This window comes from Streptomyces sp. NPDC047049, from assembly GCF_040643995.1.
Lineage (GTDB): Bacteria > Actinomycetota > Actinomycetes > Streptomycetales > Streptomycetaceae > Streptomyces > Streptomyces mooreae.
The window spans coordinates 212,932-226,842 of sequence record NZ_JBEYVM010000007.1 but is presented as its reverse complement, the minus strand read 5'-3'; the positions used below and the strand labels follow the sequence as shown (position 1 = coordinate 226,842).

General features: G+C 71.5%; 9 protein-coding genes and 1 pseudogene. 8 read left to right on the top strand and 2 right to left on the bottom strand.

The genetic code is table 11. The features are described from left to right. Positions 1 to 31: 31 nt before the first annotated feature. Positions 32 to 1,072: an aldo/keto reductase gene (locus ABZ851_RS19020; RefSeq protein ID WP_361128650.1), complete on the bottom strand. Its 1,041-nt coding sequence runs from the start codon at positions 1,070 to 1,072 to the stop codon at positions 32 to 34. 88 nt (positions 1,073 to 1,160) lie between these two features. On the opposite strand from ABZ851_RS19020, the gene ABZ851_RS19015 reads away from it, so the two are divergent. The 8 genes and pseudogenes from ABZ851_RS19015 (at position 1,161) to ABZ851_RS18980 (ending at position 12,294) form a co-directional block, all read left to right on the top strand. Then, the gene (locus tag ABZ851_RS19015; RefSeq protein ID WP_361128647.1) at positions 1,161 to 2,123 is read left to right on the top strand and encodes a 2-hydroxyacid dehydrogenase; all 963 of its coding nucleotides are present in this window, start codon (positions 1,161 to 1,163) and stop codon (positions 2,121 to 2,123) included. A gap of 341 nt (positions 2,124 to 2,464) precedes the next feature. After that, the gene (locus ABZ851_RS19010) at positions 2,465 to 5,362 is read left to right on the top strand and encodes an EAL domain-containing protein (protein ID WP_361128930.1); all 2,898 of its coding nucleotides are present in this window, start codon (positions 2,465 to 2,467) and stop codon (positions 5,360 to 5,362) included. 207 nt (positions 5,363 to 5,569) lie between these two features. Next, entirely contained in the window at positions 5,570 to 7,429 is a 1,860-nt protein-coding gene (locus ABZ851_RS19005; protein ID WP_361128644.1) for an acetolactate synthase large subunit, read from the top strand. A gap of 40 nt (positions 7,430 to 7,469) precedes the next feature. Beyond that, positions 7,470 to 7,994 carry an acetolactate synthase small subunit gene (ilvN, locus tag ABZ851_RS19000; protein WP_030816355.1) on the top strand — a complete coding sequence of 175 codons (525 nt, stop codon included), beginning with the start codon at positions 7,470 to 7,472 and terminating at the stop codon, positions 7,992 to 7,994. Positions 7,995 to 8,094: 100 nt separating this feature from the next. Continuing rightward, positions 8,095 to 9,093 carry a ketol-acid reductoisomerase gene (gene ilvC / locus ABZ851_RS18995; protein ID WP_088800215.1) on the top strand — a complete coding sequence of 333 codons (999 nt, stop codon included), beginning with the start codon at positions 8,095 to 8,097 and terminating at the stop codon, positions 9,091 to 9,093. A 301-nt stretch (positions 9,094 to 9,394) separates the two neighbouring features. Then, entirely contained in the window at positions 9,395 to 10,987 is a 1,593-nt protein-coding gene (gene serA / locus ABZ851_RS18990; RefSeq protein ID WP_361128639.1) for a phosphoglycerate dehydrogenase, read from the top strand. Positions 10,988 to 11,123: 136 nt separating this feature from the next. Continuing rightward, positions 11,124 to 11,444 (top strand): annotated as a pseudogene (locus tag ABZ851_RS18985) (PRC-barrel domain-containing protein); the annotation flags it as partial. Positions 11,445 to 11,694: 250 nt separating this feature from the next. Beyond that, positions 11,695 to 12,294, top strand: coding sequence for a TetR/AcrR family transcriptional regulator (locus ABZ851_RS18980; RefSeq protein ID WP_361128636.1), 600 nt, complete (start codon positions 11,695 to 11,697; stop codon positions 12,292 to 12,294). A gap of 49 nt (positions 12,295 to 12,343) precedes the next feature. Here the strand turns inward: ABZ851_RS18980 and ABZ851_RS18975 are convergent, their stop codons facing one another. Beyond that, positions 12,344 to 13,708 carry a helix-turn-helix domain-containing protein gene (locus ABZ851_RS18975; RefSeq protein WP_361128633.1) on the bottom strand — a complete coding sequence of 455 codons (1,365 nt, stop codon included), beginning with the start codon at positions 13,706 to 13,708 and terminating at the stop codon, positions 12,344 to 12,346. Between the last annotated feature and the right edge of the window lie 203 nt (positions 13,709 to 13,911).

Below are 13,911 nucleotides of genomic sequence, written 5' to 3'. Positions count from 1 at the left end.
CGCCGCCCTCCCCGCACCGGGGAGGCCCCGTTCAGTACCAGGACCCGCGCGCCGGTGGCAGCGCGGCGATCTCCGCCAGGTCCGCGCGGGTCAGTGTCAGCTGTGCGGCCTTGGCGTTCTGCGCGGCCCAGCGTTCCTTCTTCGTGCCCGGCACCGGCACCACATGCCGGCCCTGCGCCAGTACCCACGCCAGCGCCACCTGCCCCGGCGTGGCACCGTACCGGGCGCCGACCCGCCGCAGCCCCGCCACCACCGGCTGGTTCGCGGCCATCATCTCGGCGGTGAACCGGGGGTGGCGGGCCCGTATGTCCTCCCGTTCGAAGCCCTGCCCCGGGGTGAGGGTGCCGGTCAGATAGCCGTTCCCCAGCGGCATCGCGGCGAGGAAACCGACCCCCCGCGACTCACACCACGGCAGCAGCTCCTCCAGCGCCTCCGGCGACCACACCGACAGCTCCGCCTGCACGCTGCTGACGGGGAACACCTGCTGGATGCGCTCCAGTTGGGCCAGCGTGCCGTCGTGCATCCGGGAGCGGGGCCGCGCCCCGCCGCCCGCCGGGCGCCGCTCCGTACGGGCCGCGCGGGACGGCCGTACCGCCTGCGCGCCCACCGCACACAGCCCCAGCGACCGCACCTTCCCCGCCGCCACCAGCTCCGCCATCGCTCCCCAGGTCTCCTCGACGGGCACCTCGGGGTCGGCCCGGTGCAGCTGGTAAAGGTCGATACGGTCGGTCTGCAGCCGCCGCAGCGAGGCGTCGCAGGCGCGCTTGACGTAGCCGGGCCGCCCGTTGGCGACGATGTGCTGCTCACCCACCAGCAGCCCGCACTTCGTCGAGACGAACGCCTCCGCCCGCCGCTCCCTGAGCACCCGCCCCACCAGCAGCTCGTTGGTGAACGGGCCGTACATATCGGCGGTGTCCAGCAGGCTGCACCCCCGGTCCAGCGCGGTGTGCACGGCCCGCAGCGAGCTGTCCAAGCTGCGCTGCGACTCGGTGTACCCCCAGCTCATCGGCATACAGCCGAGCCCGATGGCGCCCACGTCGAGAGTCGCCGCACCGATTGTCCTGCGCTCCACCTGGCTCTGCCTCCGTCCCCTCGCCCCCGATCAAGGGCCAGACCAAACTAACGTCTGAGCAGAACGTCTCTTCGCATAGCCTGCGGCCATGGCAACCGCAGACCAGCGCACCGATGCGCATGACGTATGGCTCCCGATCCCGCCCGACGAGATCGACGGCCTCCCCGGCGGCCTCCGCTACGTCCACTGGGACGCGGGCCCCGACTACCCGGCCGACCCGGCCCGCTGCGCCTTCTACGCCGTCCCCTACATGAAGGACACGGAGACCAGCCTGCGCCCGCTGTCCCGGATGAGCCGTGTGAGGGTGGTGCAGACGCTCACCGCCGGTGTCGACACCATGCTCCCGGGACTGGCGCGGATGCCGTCCGGAGCCCAACTGTGCAACGCGCGGGGGCTGCACGACGCCAGCACCGCAGAGCTGGCGCTCACTCTGATCCTCGCCGCGCTGCGCGACGTCCCGGGCTTCGTACGGGGCCAGGACGCGGGGGAGTGGCGGCACGGCTTCCGGCCGGCGCTCGCCGACAAGTCGGTCCTCATTGTGGGCTATGGTTCGATCGGCAGTGCCATCGAAGACCGGCTCACACCCTTTGAGTGTGCGCGGGTGACGCGCGTCGCGCGCACCGCGCGTGACACTGTGCGCGGCCTCGTGCATCCACTCTCCGAACTGTCCGCCCTCCTGCCCGATGCGGACGTGGTCGTGCTGGCGACTCCGCTCACCGATACGACGCGTGGCCTGGTCGGACCCGATTTCCTGGCGCGGATGAAGGACGGCGCACTGCTCGTGAACATCGCGCGCGGCCAGATCGTCGACACCAGCGCGCTGCTCGCCGAACTGGAATCCGGACGGCTGCGCGCCGCACTCGATGTCACCGATCCGGAACCCCTGCCCCCCGGGCATCCGCTGTGGCACGCTCCGGGCGTACTCATCACTCCACACGTCGGTGGCCCCAGCTCTGCCTTCCTGCCCCGTGCGAAGCGGCTGCTGCGCGATCAGTTGACGCTTTTCGCGGCCGGCGAGCCCCTGCGGAACGTGGTCGCCACCGCCGATTGACCGCTTGCGCGTAGCAGTACGGGGCCGTACGACTGCGAAGCGTGTTCGCCCTTCGCTGACAGTCACGCTCCGTAGAGGCGCTATGTCCCTGAGTGACGGAACTGGTGTATCGTCCCGAGCGGGGACGACGCCGGGAAGGACGCGGCGCGTTGCGAAAGATCCGGAACTCGAGGGGGGCGACGGGCGATGTACAGCCGATGGATGATTCGCGAAAAGCGCGATCCACGACCGCCCACGGGGATACTGCGAGGCCCGCAGGCGCACCGCTCGCGATGCCCGGTACGGACGACGCGGCGCCCGGTACGGACGAGGGGAAGAGTCCGGTGAGCGCCCCCGGGGCGATGCTCTCGCGGCCACCGGCACCGGCCGGCAACCCACCGGGTGTGGGGCCGCAGATCGTCCTCGCCGTGCTCTGCGGCGGCTATGCCGTCGGTGCCGCCTTCGGCTGGGGGTCGCCCGAAGTAGCCGCGATCATGGGGGACTTCGGCCTCAGCTTCGCGGCGTTCCTGGCGGCCTTCTCCTGTGGTCTGTACGCCCGCAAGCGCCGCACCCGGTTCCGTCCGGCATGGATGCTGTTCGCCGCCTCGTCCGGCATGGCCGGTCTCGGCAACGGCGTCTGGGGCTGGTACGAGGTCATCCAGGGCACCACGGTCCCCAGCCCCTGCCTGGCCGACTTCTGCTTCCTGCTGTTCGCGCCACCCGCCATCGTCGGTCTGCTGGTGCTCGCCAAGAGGCCGGTGACCAGGGCCGGCTGGGTCTGCCTGGGCCTCGACTCCTGGCTGATCGCGGGATCGCTGGTCACCCTCTCATGGAGCCTCGCGCTCGCCCACACCGCCCACTTCCAGGGCCGCAGCGTGGCGCAGAGCGCGCTGTCGCTGGCCTACCCGCTGCTGGACATCGTGCTGGTGAGCATGGTGCTCGCGCTGCACTTCCGGCGCTCCTCGGTGCACCGCTCGGCCATCAACACCGCCGTCGCGGCCCTGGCACTGACGGTGCTGTGCGACGCCCTGTTCAGCTCGCCGCTGCTGCGCGAGCACTACCGCTCCGGACAGATCCTGGACGCCGGCTGGTTCGCCGGCTCGATGCTGCTCGCGTACGCACCCTGGGTCGCCCGCCGCGCGGGCGAGGAGTGCCCCGAGGAGGACGTCAAGCCCGCCCGCCGGGTCCCGCCGCACGGCAGCCGCCCCATCGCGGGCTCGCTCGCCGCGCTCACCCCGTATCTCGCCGCCGCCGTCTGCACGCTCGGCATCCTCACCAACGTCCTCGACGGGCGCCGCATCGACCGCGTGGTGCTCTTCACCGGCTGCACGGTCGTGCTGGCGCTGGTCGTCCGCCAGGGCATCATGCTGCTCGACAACATCACCCTCACCCAGGAGCTGGCGCAGAAGGAGAACCACTTCCGCTCGCTGGTGCAGGGCTCCAGCGACGTCATCATGATCGCCGCCCCGACCGGTGTGCTGCGCTATGTGAGCCCGGCGGCGGCCGGGGTCTACGGGCGCGACGCCGAGGAACTGGTCGGCTCCGAACTGGCCTCGCTGATCCACCCCGAAGACCTGGGCCGGGTGGTCCACGAGGTCCGCAGATTCCTCGCCGCCGCCCCCGAGGACGAACCCACCACCCGGATCGAATGCCGCTTCCGCGCGGGCGAACAGCGCTCCGGCGGCGACGGCTGGCTGAACGTCGAATCCACGGTCAACCGCCACCACGGCGGCCTGATCTTCAACTCCCGCGATGTCACCGAACGCGTCCGGCTGCAGGCCCAGCTCCAGCACAACGCCTCCCACGACGCGCTCACCGACCTGCCCAACCGCGCGCTGTTCACCGAACGCGTCACCCAGGCCGTCACCGGCCGCCGGGCCAGCGACCACGACACCGCCGTGCTCTACATCGACCTCGACGGCTTCAAGCAGGTCAACGACACCATCGGCCATCAGGCCGGTGACGAACTGCTGGTGCAGGCCGCCCGCCGGCTCGGTGACTCGGTGCGCTCCGGGGACATAGCGGCGCGCCTGGGCGGCGACGAGTTCGCCGCGCTGATCACCGGCGACGGCACCCGCGACCGCGCCGCCCGCGAATTCCGTATCCACGAGATCGCCGACCGGCTGCGCATCAAGCTCTCCGAGCCCTACCGCATCGACGGCCGGGACGTCCGGGTGGCGGCCAGCATCGGCGTAGCCTTCGCCGACCCCGGGGTGAGCCCCGCCGGCCTGCTGCGCAACGCCGACCTGGCGATGTACCGCGCCAAGCAGGCCGGCAAGGGCCGGGTGGAGCTGTACGCACCCCAGATGCAGAGCGAGGTGGCACACCGTGCCGAGCTCGCCACCAAGCTGCGTACGGCCCTGCACGACGGGGCGTTCACGCTGCTGCACCAGCCGGTGGTGGAGCTGGCCGGCGGCCGGGTCACCGCGGTCGCGGCCCACGCCCGCTGGCGCTCCGCCCAGGGCATCCTCTTCACCCCCGCCGAATTCCTGCGGGTCGGCGACCGCGGCCGGTTCACCGACGACGGCGAGCGCGCCGCGGAGCTGGACCGGTGGCAGCTGGAGGCGGCCGTCGAGCAGGCCGCGGTGCGCCACCGCGCGGGCTACCCGGTCCCGGTCGCGGTCCGGCTCTCCGCCCGCCGGCTGCTGGACCACGCACTGTCCCCCAAGGGCGTCGAGTCGCTGCTCACCCGGCACGGCCTGCCCTCGCGGGCGCTGGTCCTGGAGCTGTCCGACAGCGACTCCCGCATCCCGCTCGACGACCTGGAGCGCCGGCTGGTCGCGCTGCGCCGCCTCGGCGTACGGATCGCCCTGGACGGCTTCGGCAGCGGATACGCCGCCATCAGCGCGCTGCGCCGGCTTCCGGTCGACGTCCTGCGGCTGGACCGCGGGCTGGTCGACGGAGTGGTGGAGTCCGCCCGGCTGCACAAGATCACCGCAGGGCTGCTGCGGATCGCCGGAGACCTGGGGATGCAGTCCGTCGCCGACGGCGTCGATCTGCCCGAGCAGGTCCTCGCGCTGCGCTCCATGGGCTGCACGCACGGCATGGGCATGGCCTTCTCGGGGCCGCTCGACGAACACCGGCTGCGGCGGTCCCTGACGCACGCCCACTACCCGGTGCCGGACCTGCCGGGCCAGAGCCGGGCCGTGGTGCTCACCGGCAGCGGACTGCCCGTCCGGCACGGCGGACCGGCCGGTCCGGATTCGCTCATGCATCCGCCATTGCGCTCAAATAGTGAGACCTCCGTCCCACCCACTTGACACTCGGTGCACGGCGGGGGGAGGGTCTGTGCCATGCGCACCCGAATTCTCGTACTTGGAAAGCGCGTCGGCTGAGGCCGGGTCACTGACGAAACCCGACTCGCACACCGACGCGCTCCCCTCGCTTGCCACCTGGCACGGGGGGTTTTTTGTTGCACAGCAACCTCACATATCCGTCAAAACCCTCAGCTTCGAGAAGAGACGCAGATGACCGAGCAGGCCTCCGGGGCCCACCATCCGCAGCCGCGGGCCCGTCACTCCGGCGGACCGCAGCAGCCCGCCGCCGTCGAGCACGTCACGGGTGCGCAGTCGCTGATCCGTTCGCTCGAGGAGGTCGGGGCCGACACCGTGTTCGGCATTCCCGGCGGTGCGATCCTTCCTGCGTACGACCCGATGATGGACTCCTCGAAGGTCCGGCACGTCCTGGTGCGCCATGAGCAGGGCGCAGGCCACGCGGCCACCGGCTACGCCCAGGCCACCGGCAAGGTCGGCGTCTGCATGGCGACCTCGGGCCCCGGCGCCACCAACCTCGTCACCCCGATCGCCGACGCCCATATGGACTCCGTCCCGATGGTGGCGATCACCGGTCAGGTCGCGTCCAAGGCGATCGGCACGGACGCCTTCCAGGAGGCGGACATCTGCGGCATCACGATGCCGATCACCAAGCACAACTTCCTGGTCACCGACCCCGCCGAGATCCCCCGGACGATCGCGGAGGCGTTCCACATCGCGGCCACCGGCCGCCCCGGCCCGGTCCTGGTCGACATCGCCAAGGACGCCCTCCAGGCCCGGACCACCTTCGTCTGGCCGCCGCACACCGAGCTGCCCGGCTACCGCCCGGTGACCAAGCCGCACGCCAAGCAGATCCGCGAGGCCGCCCGGCTGATCGCCGAGTCCAAGCGCCCGGTGCTCTACGTCGGCGGCGGCGTGATCAAGGCCGGCGCCACCGCCGAGCTGAAGGTGCTCGCCGAGCTGACCGGCGCCCCCGTCACCACCACCCTGATGGCCCTGGGCGCCTTCCCCGACAGCCACCCGCAGCACGTCGGCATGCCCGGGATGCACGGTGCGGTCACCGCCGTCACCGCGCTGCAGAAGTCGGACCTGCTGATCACCCTCGGCGCCCGCTTCGACGACCGCGTCACCGGCAAGCTGGACTCCTTCGCGCCGTACGCCAAGGTCGTCCACGCGGACATCGACCCCGCGGAGATCGGCAAGAACCGCGCCGCGGACGTGCCGATCGTCGGCGACGCCCGTGAGGTCATCGCCGACCTGATCGTCGCCGTCCAGGCCGAGCACGACGCCGGCCACAAGGGTGACTACACCGCTTGGTGGAAGGACCTCAACCGCTGGCGGGAGACCTACCCGCTCGGCTACGACCTGCCCGAGGACGGCAGCCTCTCCCCGCAGCAGGTCATCGAGCGGATCGGGCAGCTCGCCCCCGCCGACACCATCTACGCCGCGGGCGTCGGCCAGCACCAGATGTGGGCCGCCCACTTCATCGGCTACGAACAGCCCTCGACCTGGCTGAACTCCGGCGGCGCCGGGACGATGGGCTACGCCGTCCCCGCCGCGATGGGCGCCAAGGCCGGCCGCCCGGACCGTACGGTCTGGGCGATCGACGGCGACGGCTGCTTCCAGATGACCAACCAGGAGCTGGTCACCTGCGCGCTGAACAACATCCCGGTCAAGGTCGCGATCATCAACAACGGTGCGCTGGGCATGGTCCGCCAGTGGCAGACCCTCTTCTACAACCAGCGCTACTCCAACACCGTGCTCCACTCCGGCCCCGACGCCGACGGCAAGCAGCCGAGCGCCGGCACCCGGATCCCGGACTTCGTGAAGCTGGCCGAGGCGATGGGGTGCGTGGCGATGCGCTGTGAGGACCCGGCCGAGCTGGACGCGGTCATCGCCAAAGCCAACGCCATCAACGACCGCCCGGTCGTGATCGACTTCATCGTGCACGAGGACGCCCAGGTGTGGCCGATGGTCGCCGCCGGCACCTCCAACGACGAGGTCATGGCCGCCCGGGGCGTGCGTCCCGACTTCGGCGACAGCGAAGACGACTGAGCCCAGGACGTCACGGACGCACGGAAGAAGAGAGAAGACCATGTCCAAGCACACGCTCTCCGTCCTGGTGGAGAACACCCCCGGCATCCTCGCCAGGATCGCCGCGCTGTTCTCCCGCCGCGGCTTCAACATCGACTCGCTCGCGGTCGGGGTCACCGAGCACCCCGACATCTCCCGCATCACCATCGTGGTCAGCGTCGAGTCGCTGCCGCTGGAGCAGGTCACCAAGCAGCTCAACAAGCTCGTCAACGTCCTGAAGATCGTCGAGCTGGAGCCGGGCGCCGCGATCCAGCGCGAACTGGTCCTGGTGAAGGTCCGCGCCGACAACGAGACGCGCTCGCAGATCGTCGAGATCGTCCAGCTCTTCCGCGCCAAGACCGTGGACGTCTCGCCCGAGGCCGTCACCATCGAGGCCACCGGATCCAGTGAAAAGCTGGAGGCGATGCTCAAGATGCTGGAGCCGTTCGGCATCAAGGAGCTGGTGCAGTCCGGGACCATCGCCATAGGCCGCGGTGCCCGGTCCATCACCGACCGCTCGCTGCGCGCACTGGACCGTTCGGCCTGACCCTGCGGTCCGACCGGACCGTATGGCGAGACCCACCGCCTTTCCTCACCCCGCCCGACGTACTGTGTGGGCACCCGCTAGATCCAAGGAGATACCCGAAGTGGCCGAGCTGTTCTACGACGACGATGCCGACCTGTCCATCATCCAGAACCGCAAGGTCGCGGTCATCGGCTACGGGAGCCAGGGCCACGCCCACGCGCTGTCCCTGCGCGACTCGGGTGTCGATGTGCGCGTCGGTCTGCACGAGGGCTCCAAGTCCAAGGCCAAGGCCGAGGAGCAGGGCCTGCGCGTGGTGACGCCCGCGGAGGCGGCCGCCGAGGCCGACGTCATCATGATCCTGGTGCCGGACCCGATCCAGGCCAAGGTCTACGAGGAGTCCATCAAGGACCACCTCAAGGACGGCGACGCGCTGTTCTTCGGCCACGGCCTCAACATCCGCTACGGCTTCATCAAGCCCCCGGCCGGCGTGGACGTCGCCCTCGTCGCCCCCAAGGGCCCGGGCCACCTGGTCCGCCGCCAGTACGAGGAGGGCCGCGGCGTCCCGTGCATCGCGGGCGTCGAGCAGGACGCGAGCGGCAACGCCTTCGCGCTCGCGCTCTCCTACGCCAAGGGCATCGGCGGCACCCGCGCCGGCGTCATCAAGACCACCTTCACCGAGGAGACCGAGACCGACCTGTTCGGTGAGCAGGCCGTCCTGTGCGGTGGCGCCTCGGCGCTGGTCAAGGCCGGCTTCGAGACCCTGGTCGAGGCGGGCTACCAGCCCGAGATCGCGTACTTCGAGTGCCTCCACGAGCTGAAGCTGATCGTGGACCTGATGTACGAGGGCGGCCTGGAGAAGATGCGCTGGTCGGTCTCCGAGACCGCCGAGTGGGGCGATTACATCACCGGCCCGCGGATCATCAACGAGAACACCAAGGCCGAGATGAAGAAGGTGCTCGCCGAGATCCAGGACGGCACCTTCGCCAACAACTGGATGGCGGAGTACAACGCCGGTCTGCCGAAGTACAACGAGTACAAGAAGGCCGACGAGGACCACCTCCTGGAGACCACCGGCAAGCAGCTGCGCAAGCTGATGAGCTGGGTGGACGACGAGGCGTAAGCCGAACGGACAGGGGGCCGCGAAACTGCTCGCGGCCCCCTCGTCCATGCGCCCGGCCGGCTGCCGGAGCGCCTTGTCCGCCGCGTCGAACCACGCACGGGTGATCCTTACGCACCGGCACAGGACGCGCCCCCCACCGCCACTACACTTGCCAATCACAAGCGCGTCAGGCTCACAGCGTCGTGCGTCTTCCACGCGGCTTTCCCCCTTCACCGCCTTCGGCCGTCGGGACGGCCGCCCTCCCCCCACAGCCTTGAGGGCGTGGGAGGTACCCCCAGGACTAGTGAGGACTGAAGAGCACGTGAGCCCGAAACCAGTCGTACTGATCGCTGAAGAGCTGTCGCCCGCCACCGTCGACGCCCTCGGTCCGGACTTCGAGATCCGGCACTGCAACGGCGCGGACCGCGCGGAGCTGCTGCCCGCCATCGCCGATGTCGACGCCGTCCTCGTGCGCAGCGCGACGAAGATCGACGCCGAGGCCATCGCCGCCGCCAGGAAGCTCAGGGTCGTCGCCCGCGCGGGCGTGGGCCTGGACAACGTCGACGTCTCCGCCGCCACCAAGGCCGGCGTGATGGTCGTCAACGCCCCGACCTCCAACATCGTCACCGCCGCCGAGCTCGCCTGCGGTCTGCTGGTGGCCACGGCCCGCAACATCCCGCAGGCCAACACCGCCCTGAAGAACGGCGAGTGGAAGCGCAGCAAGTACACCGGTGTCGAGCTCAGCGAGAAGACCCTCGGCGTGGTCGGCCTCGGCCGGATCGGCGTCCTGGTCGCGCAGCGCATGTCGGCCTTCGGTATGAAGGTCGTCGCCTACGACCCCTACGTCCAGCCGGCCCGTGCCGCGCAGATGGGCGTCAAGCTGCTGAGCCTGGACGAGCTGCTGGAGGTCGCGGACTTCATCACCGTCCACCTCCCCAAGACGCCCGAGACCGTCGGCCTCATCGGCGACGAGGCGCTGCACAAGGTCAAGCCGTCCGTCCGGATCGTCAACGCCGCCCGTGGCGGGATCGTCGACGAGGCGGCGCTGGCCACCGCGCTGAAGGAGGGCCGGGTGGCCGGCGCGGGCCTCGACGTCTACGCGACCGAGCCCTGCACCGACTCGCCGCTCTTCGAGTTCGACCAGGTCGTCGCCACCCCGCACCTCGGTGCCTCGACGGGGGAGGCGCAGGAGAAGGCCGGCATCTCGGTCGCCAAGTCGGTGCGGCTCGCGCTGGCCGGCGAGCTGGTGCCGGACGCGGTCAACGTCCAGGGCGGCGTGATCGCCGAGGACGTCAAGCCGGGCCTGCCGCTGGCCGAGCGCCTGGGCCGGATCTTCACCGCGCTGGCCGGCGAGGTCGCCATGCGCCTCGATGTCGAGGTGTACGGCGAGATCACCCAGCACGACGTCAAGGTGCTCGAACTCTCCGCGCTCAAGGGCGTGTTCGAGGACGTCGTGGACGAGACGGTCTCCTACGTCAACGCCCCGCTGTTCGCGCAGGAGCGCGGGGTGGAGGTGCGGCTGACGACCAGCAGCGAGTCGCCCGAGCACCGCAATGTGGTGACCGTGCGCGGCACCCTGGCGGGCGGCGACGAGGTGTCGATCTCCGGCACGCTGTCGGGCCACAAGAACACCCAGAAGATCGTCGCGGTCGGCGAGCACTCCATCGACCTGTCGCTCGCGGACCACATGGCCTTCATGCGCTACAGCGACCGCCCCGGTGTCGTCGGCACCGTCGGCCGGATCCTGGGTGAGGCGGGCATCAACATCGGCGGGATGCAGGTCTCCCGGGCCGATGTCGGCGGCGAGGCGCTGGTCGCGCTGACCGTCGACGACACGATTCCCCCGAACGTGCTCACCGAGATCGCCGAGGAGATCGGCGCGACCTCCGTGCGCGCGGTGAACCTCGGCGACTGAGTCGCAGGTTTTCGCAGGCCAACCGGGCCCGGACCCCGCTTCGGCGGAGTCCGGGCCCGGTTGCGTCCGCGGGGGCGGCGTCGCGCAATGGAAAGTGTGCGTGCCCCCGCCGGTGCGTGCGGAAGGAGGGAACGCCATGGAGGCACCCCTGGACGGCGCCCCCGGGAGCCTGACCGGGCTGCATGTCGTCGATGCGGACGGCGCCAAGGTGGGCAAGGTCCAGCAGGTCTACCGGGACGACGCCACCAACGACCCCGAGTGGATCACGGTGCGCACCGGGCTGTTCGGGATGAAGGAGACCTTCATCCCGCTCGCCGGGGTCCGTCGGACCGGCGACGATCTGCACGTTCCGCACGCCAAGGAGACCATCAAGGCCGCGCCGCGGATCGACGCGGACGGCCACCTCGACCCCTCGGAAGAGGACGAGCTCTACCGCCACTACGGGATGGCCCGGCGGGGTGCGGCGGGCCCCGGCGACATGTCGGGCCCCGGGGAGACGGCGGACCCCGGCTCCAGGGGCACACCGGATCCCGGCTCCGGAACCCCGAACCCCGACGGCACACCGGGCGGCTAGCCGCGGGGCGCCCGGCACCGGCCCGCGGCCGGGAGAGCGCCGCCCGCGGTGCCCCATCCCTGGGAAGGGCAGGTATACGCGCGTCTTATACGGACGTATGGTACGAGCGTATGTCCGGCGATAGGCTGACTCCATGGGACACCGTGAAGACCTTCTGGAGGGCGCCAAGCGCTGCCTCCTGGAGAAGGGGTACGCGCGCACCACCGCCCGCGACATCGTGGCCGCGTCCGGCGCCAACCTCGCCTCCATCGGATACCACTACGGTTCCAAGGACGCCCTGATGCGCCAGGCGATCATCTCGTCCACCGAGGAGTGGGCTGCCGGTGTGACCCGGGCGCCGGCCGCCGGCGACGGGACGGAGAAGGGGGACGCGGCTCCGCTGGAGCGGTTTGCCGCGGTCTGGGACGCGGTCCTGCAGCGGATCGTCACGGAACGGGAGTTCATCGCCGCGCAGGTCGAGGTGCTGGGGCTGCTGCCGCGCGACGCGGCGTTGCGCGAGGCGGTCGGCGAGGTGCTTCCGGAAGGCGGCGAGGGGCTGGTCGCGGCCTTCGAGGGGGTGCCGGACACCGAGGTCGACCCGGAGGCGGCCCGTATCGTCGGCTCCTTCTACCAGGCCCTGCTCACCGGCCTGATGGTCCAGTCACTGCTCACACCGGACACCATGCCCTCCGGCCAGGACCTGGCGACCGCGCTGCGCCGGGTCACCGCGGGCGAGGTGCTGAGGCGGAAGTGACGCACCCGGCGGTGGGGCTCGTTGCCGTCGTCCGGCCCGGCCGTACGCCTCACAGCCGCGCCGCCTTCAGTGCCATGTGCAGCAGCAGCCGGTGCTCGCCGTCGTCCAGGTCGAGGCCGGTCAGTTTCTCCACCCGGCCCAGGCGGTAGTAGAGCGTCTGGCGGTGGATGCCCAGGGCCTGGGCGGTGCGGCTCGCCTGGCCCGCGCAGTCGAGGAACACCTCGGCGGTGCGCGCGAGTTCGGCGTGCGCGGGGGTCAGCAGCGGGCCGACGGCAGGGTCGGGGGCGGAGTCCGGCAGCGCGGTCAGCATGCGGTACGGGCCGAGGGCGTCCCACTGGGTGACCGGGCCCAGCCGGGGCTCGGCGCGGGCCGCGCGGGCCGCGTCCAGCGCTTCTCGCCAGGTGGCCGGGAGGTCGGCCAACTCCTGTGTCCCGGCGCCGATTCCGGCGGCACCCGGCCGGAGCGGAGGGTGCCCGGCGGGGCCGCCGGGGCGCGCGCCGCCGCGGGCCGCCCGGCCCTCGGCCGGTACGGCACCGGCGCGCGGGGAGCGCAGCAGATGTTCGGCCACCGCATGGGCGGGGGCGAGCGCGCCGGCCGAGCGCAGGCGTACCAGCGCGGCCAGGGCGGGTGCGGCGGCCGCGGGCTGCGGACGGGCGCCCGTCCCGGCGCGGCCGGCGGGCCCGCTGCCGGGTGGCGCGGCGGCATCCGCCTCGTCCGCCCGCCCGGCCGCGAGGGCCGGCCCGCCCGCGGGCAGCGCACACGCCGCCAGCAGGCCCGGCAGGCTGGGCAGCGGCGCCACATCGGTGTCCGAGGTGTCCCAGGGCAGCACCGCGACCAGGGTGAGCGGGATGCCCGGGGTGGAGCGCAGGCTGTCCCGCAGCGCATCGCTCAGCGCGGCCGCCGCGGCCGGCCGTCCGGAAGGCGGGGCGGCCAGCAACTCCCGCAGCAGATCGCCGATTTCGGACCCGGCGCGGGCCTCGTCGGCCAGCAACGCGCCGATCCGGGCGGCGGTCTCCATCGCCTGGGCGATCCGCGGGTCCGGCGGTGCGCCACGGCTGCCCAGTTCGAGATCGGTCAGATGCCCGTCGTCCAGCAGCCAGACATAGCCGTGCACGACGCCCCGATGGCGTACGGGCAGACAGATCCGGCCCTTGAAGACCCCGGCCGCCGGGTCCGGGGGGATGCGCAGCGCCGTGCGGGCGCGGGCGATCCCGAACGCCTCGAACCAGGCCCGTACCGCCGCCGACGAGCGGCGCTGCAGGATCGAGCGGGTCCGCACGGGGTCCATGACCTCGTCGTCGTCGCCCTCGTGCGCGCCGAACGCGATCAGTCCGAAATCCCGGTCCTCCAGCGTCGCCGGGGCGCCGAGCGCCGCCGAGATCTCGTCCACGAGCTGCTGGTAGTCGCCCCGCATCCGCCGCCCGGCTCCTCTCCTGTCGTCACACCACCGGTCGCTACCGGCCGCCTGTCACCGCACCACCGGTCGCCTGCCGTCACCCCACCGGCCTCTTGCCACCGCACCACCGGCATCACCAGTACCTCGGACACCTCTCACGCCACCGGCACCACTGACCCGGTCCTCACTCCTCCATTCTCATACATCTGTCTGAGATCCCG

Excerpts from the sequence above, each read along its gene's own strand:
- ABZ851_RS19015 (WP_361128647.1), top strand. The coding sequence starts at position 1,161 with ATGGCAACCGCAGACCAGCGCACCGATGCGCATGACGTATGGCTCCCG.
- ABZ851_RS19010 (WP_361128930.1), top strand. The coding sequence starts at position 2,465 with ATGCTCTCGCGGCCACCGGCACCGGCCGGCAACCCACCGGGTGTGGGG.
- ABZ851_RS19005 (WP_361128644.1), top strand. The coding sequence starts at position 5,570 with ATGACCGAGCAGGCCTCCGGGGCCCACCATCCGCAGCCGCGGGCCCGT.
- ilvN (WP_030816355.1), top strand. The coding sequence starts at position 7,470 with ATGTCCAAGCACACGCTCTCCGTCCTGGTGGAGAACACCCCCGGCATC.
- ABZ851_RS18980 (WP_361128636.1), top strand. The coding sequence starts at position 11,695 with ATGGGACACCGTGAAGACCTTCTGGAGGGCGCCAAGCGCTGCCTCCTG.
- ABZ851_RS18975 (WP_361128633.1), bottom strand. The coding sequence starts at position 13,708 with ATGCGGGGCGACTACCAGCAGCTCGTGGACGAGATCTCGGCGGCGCTC.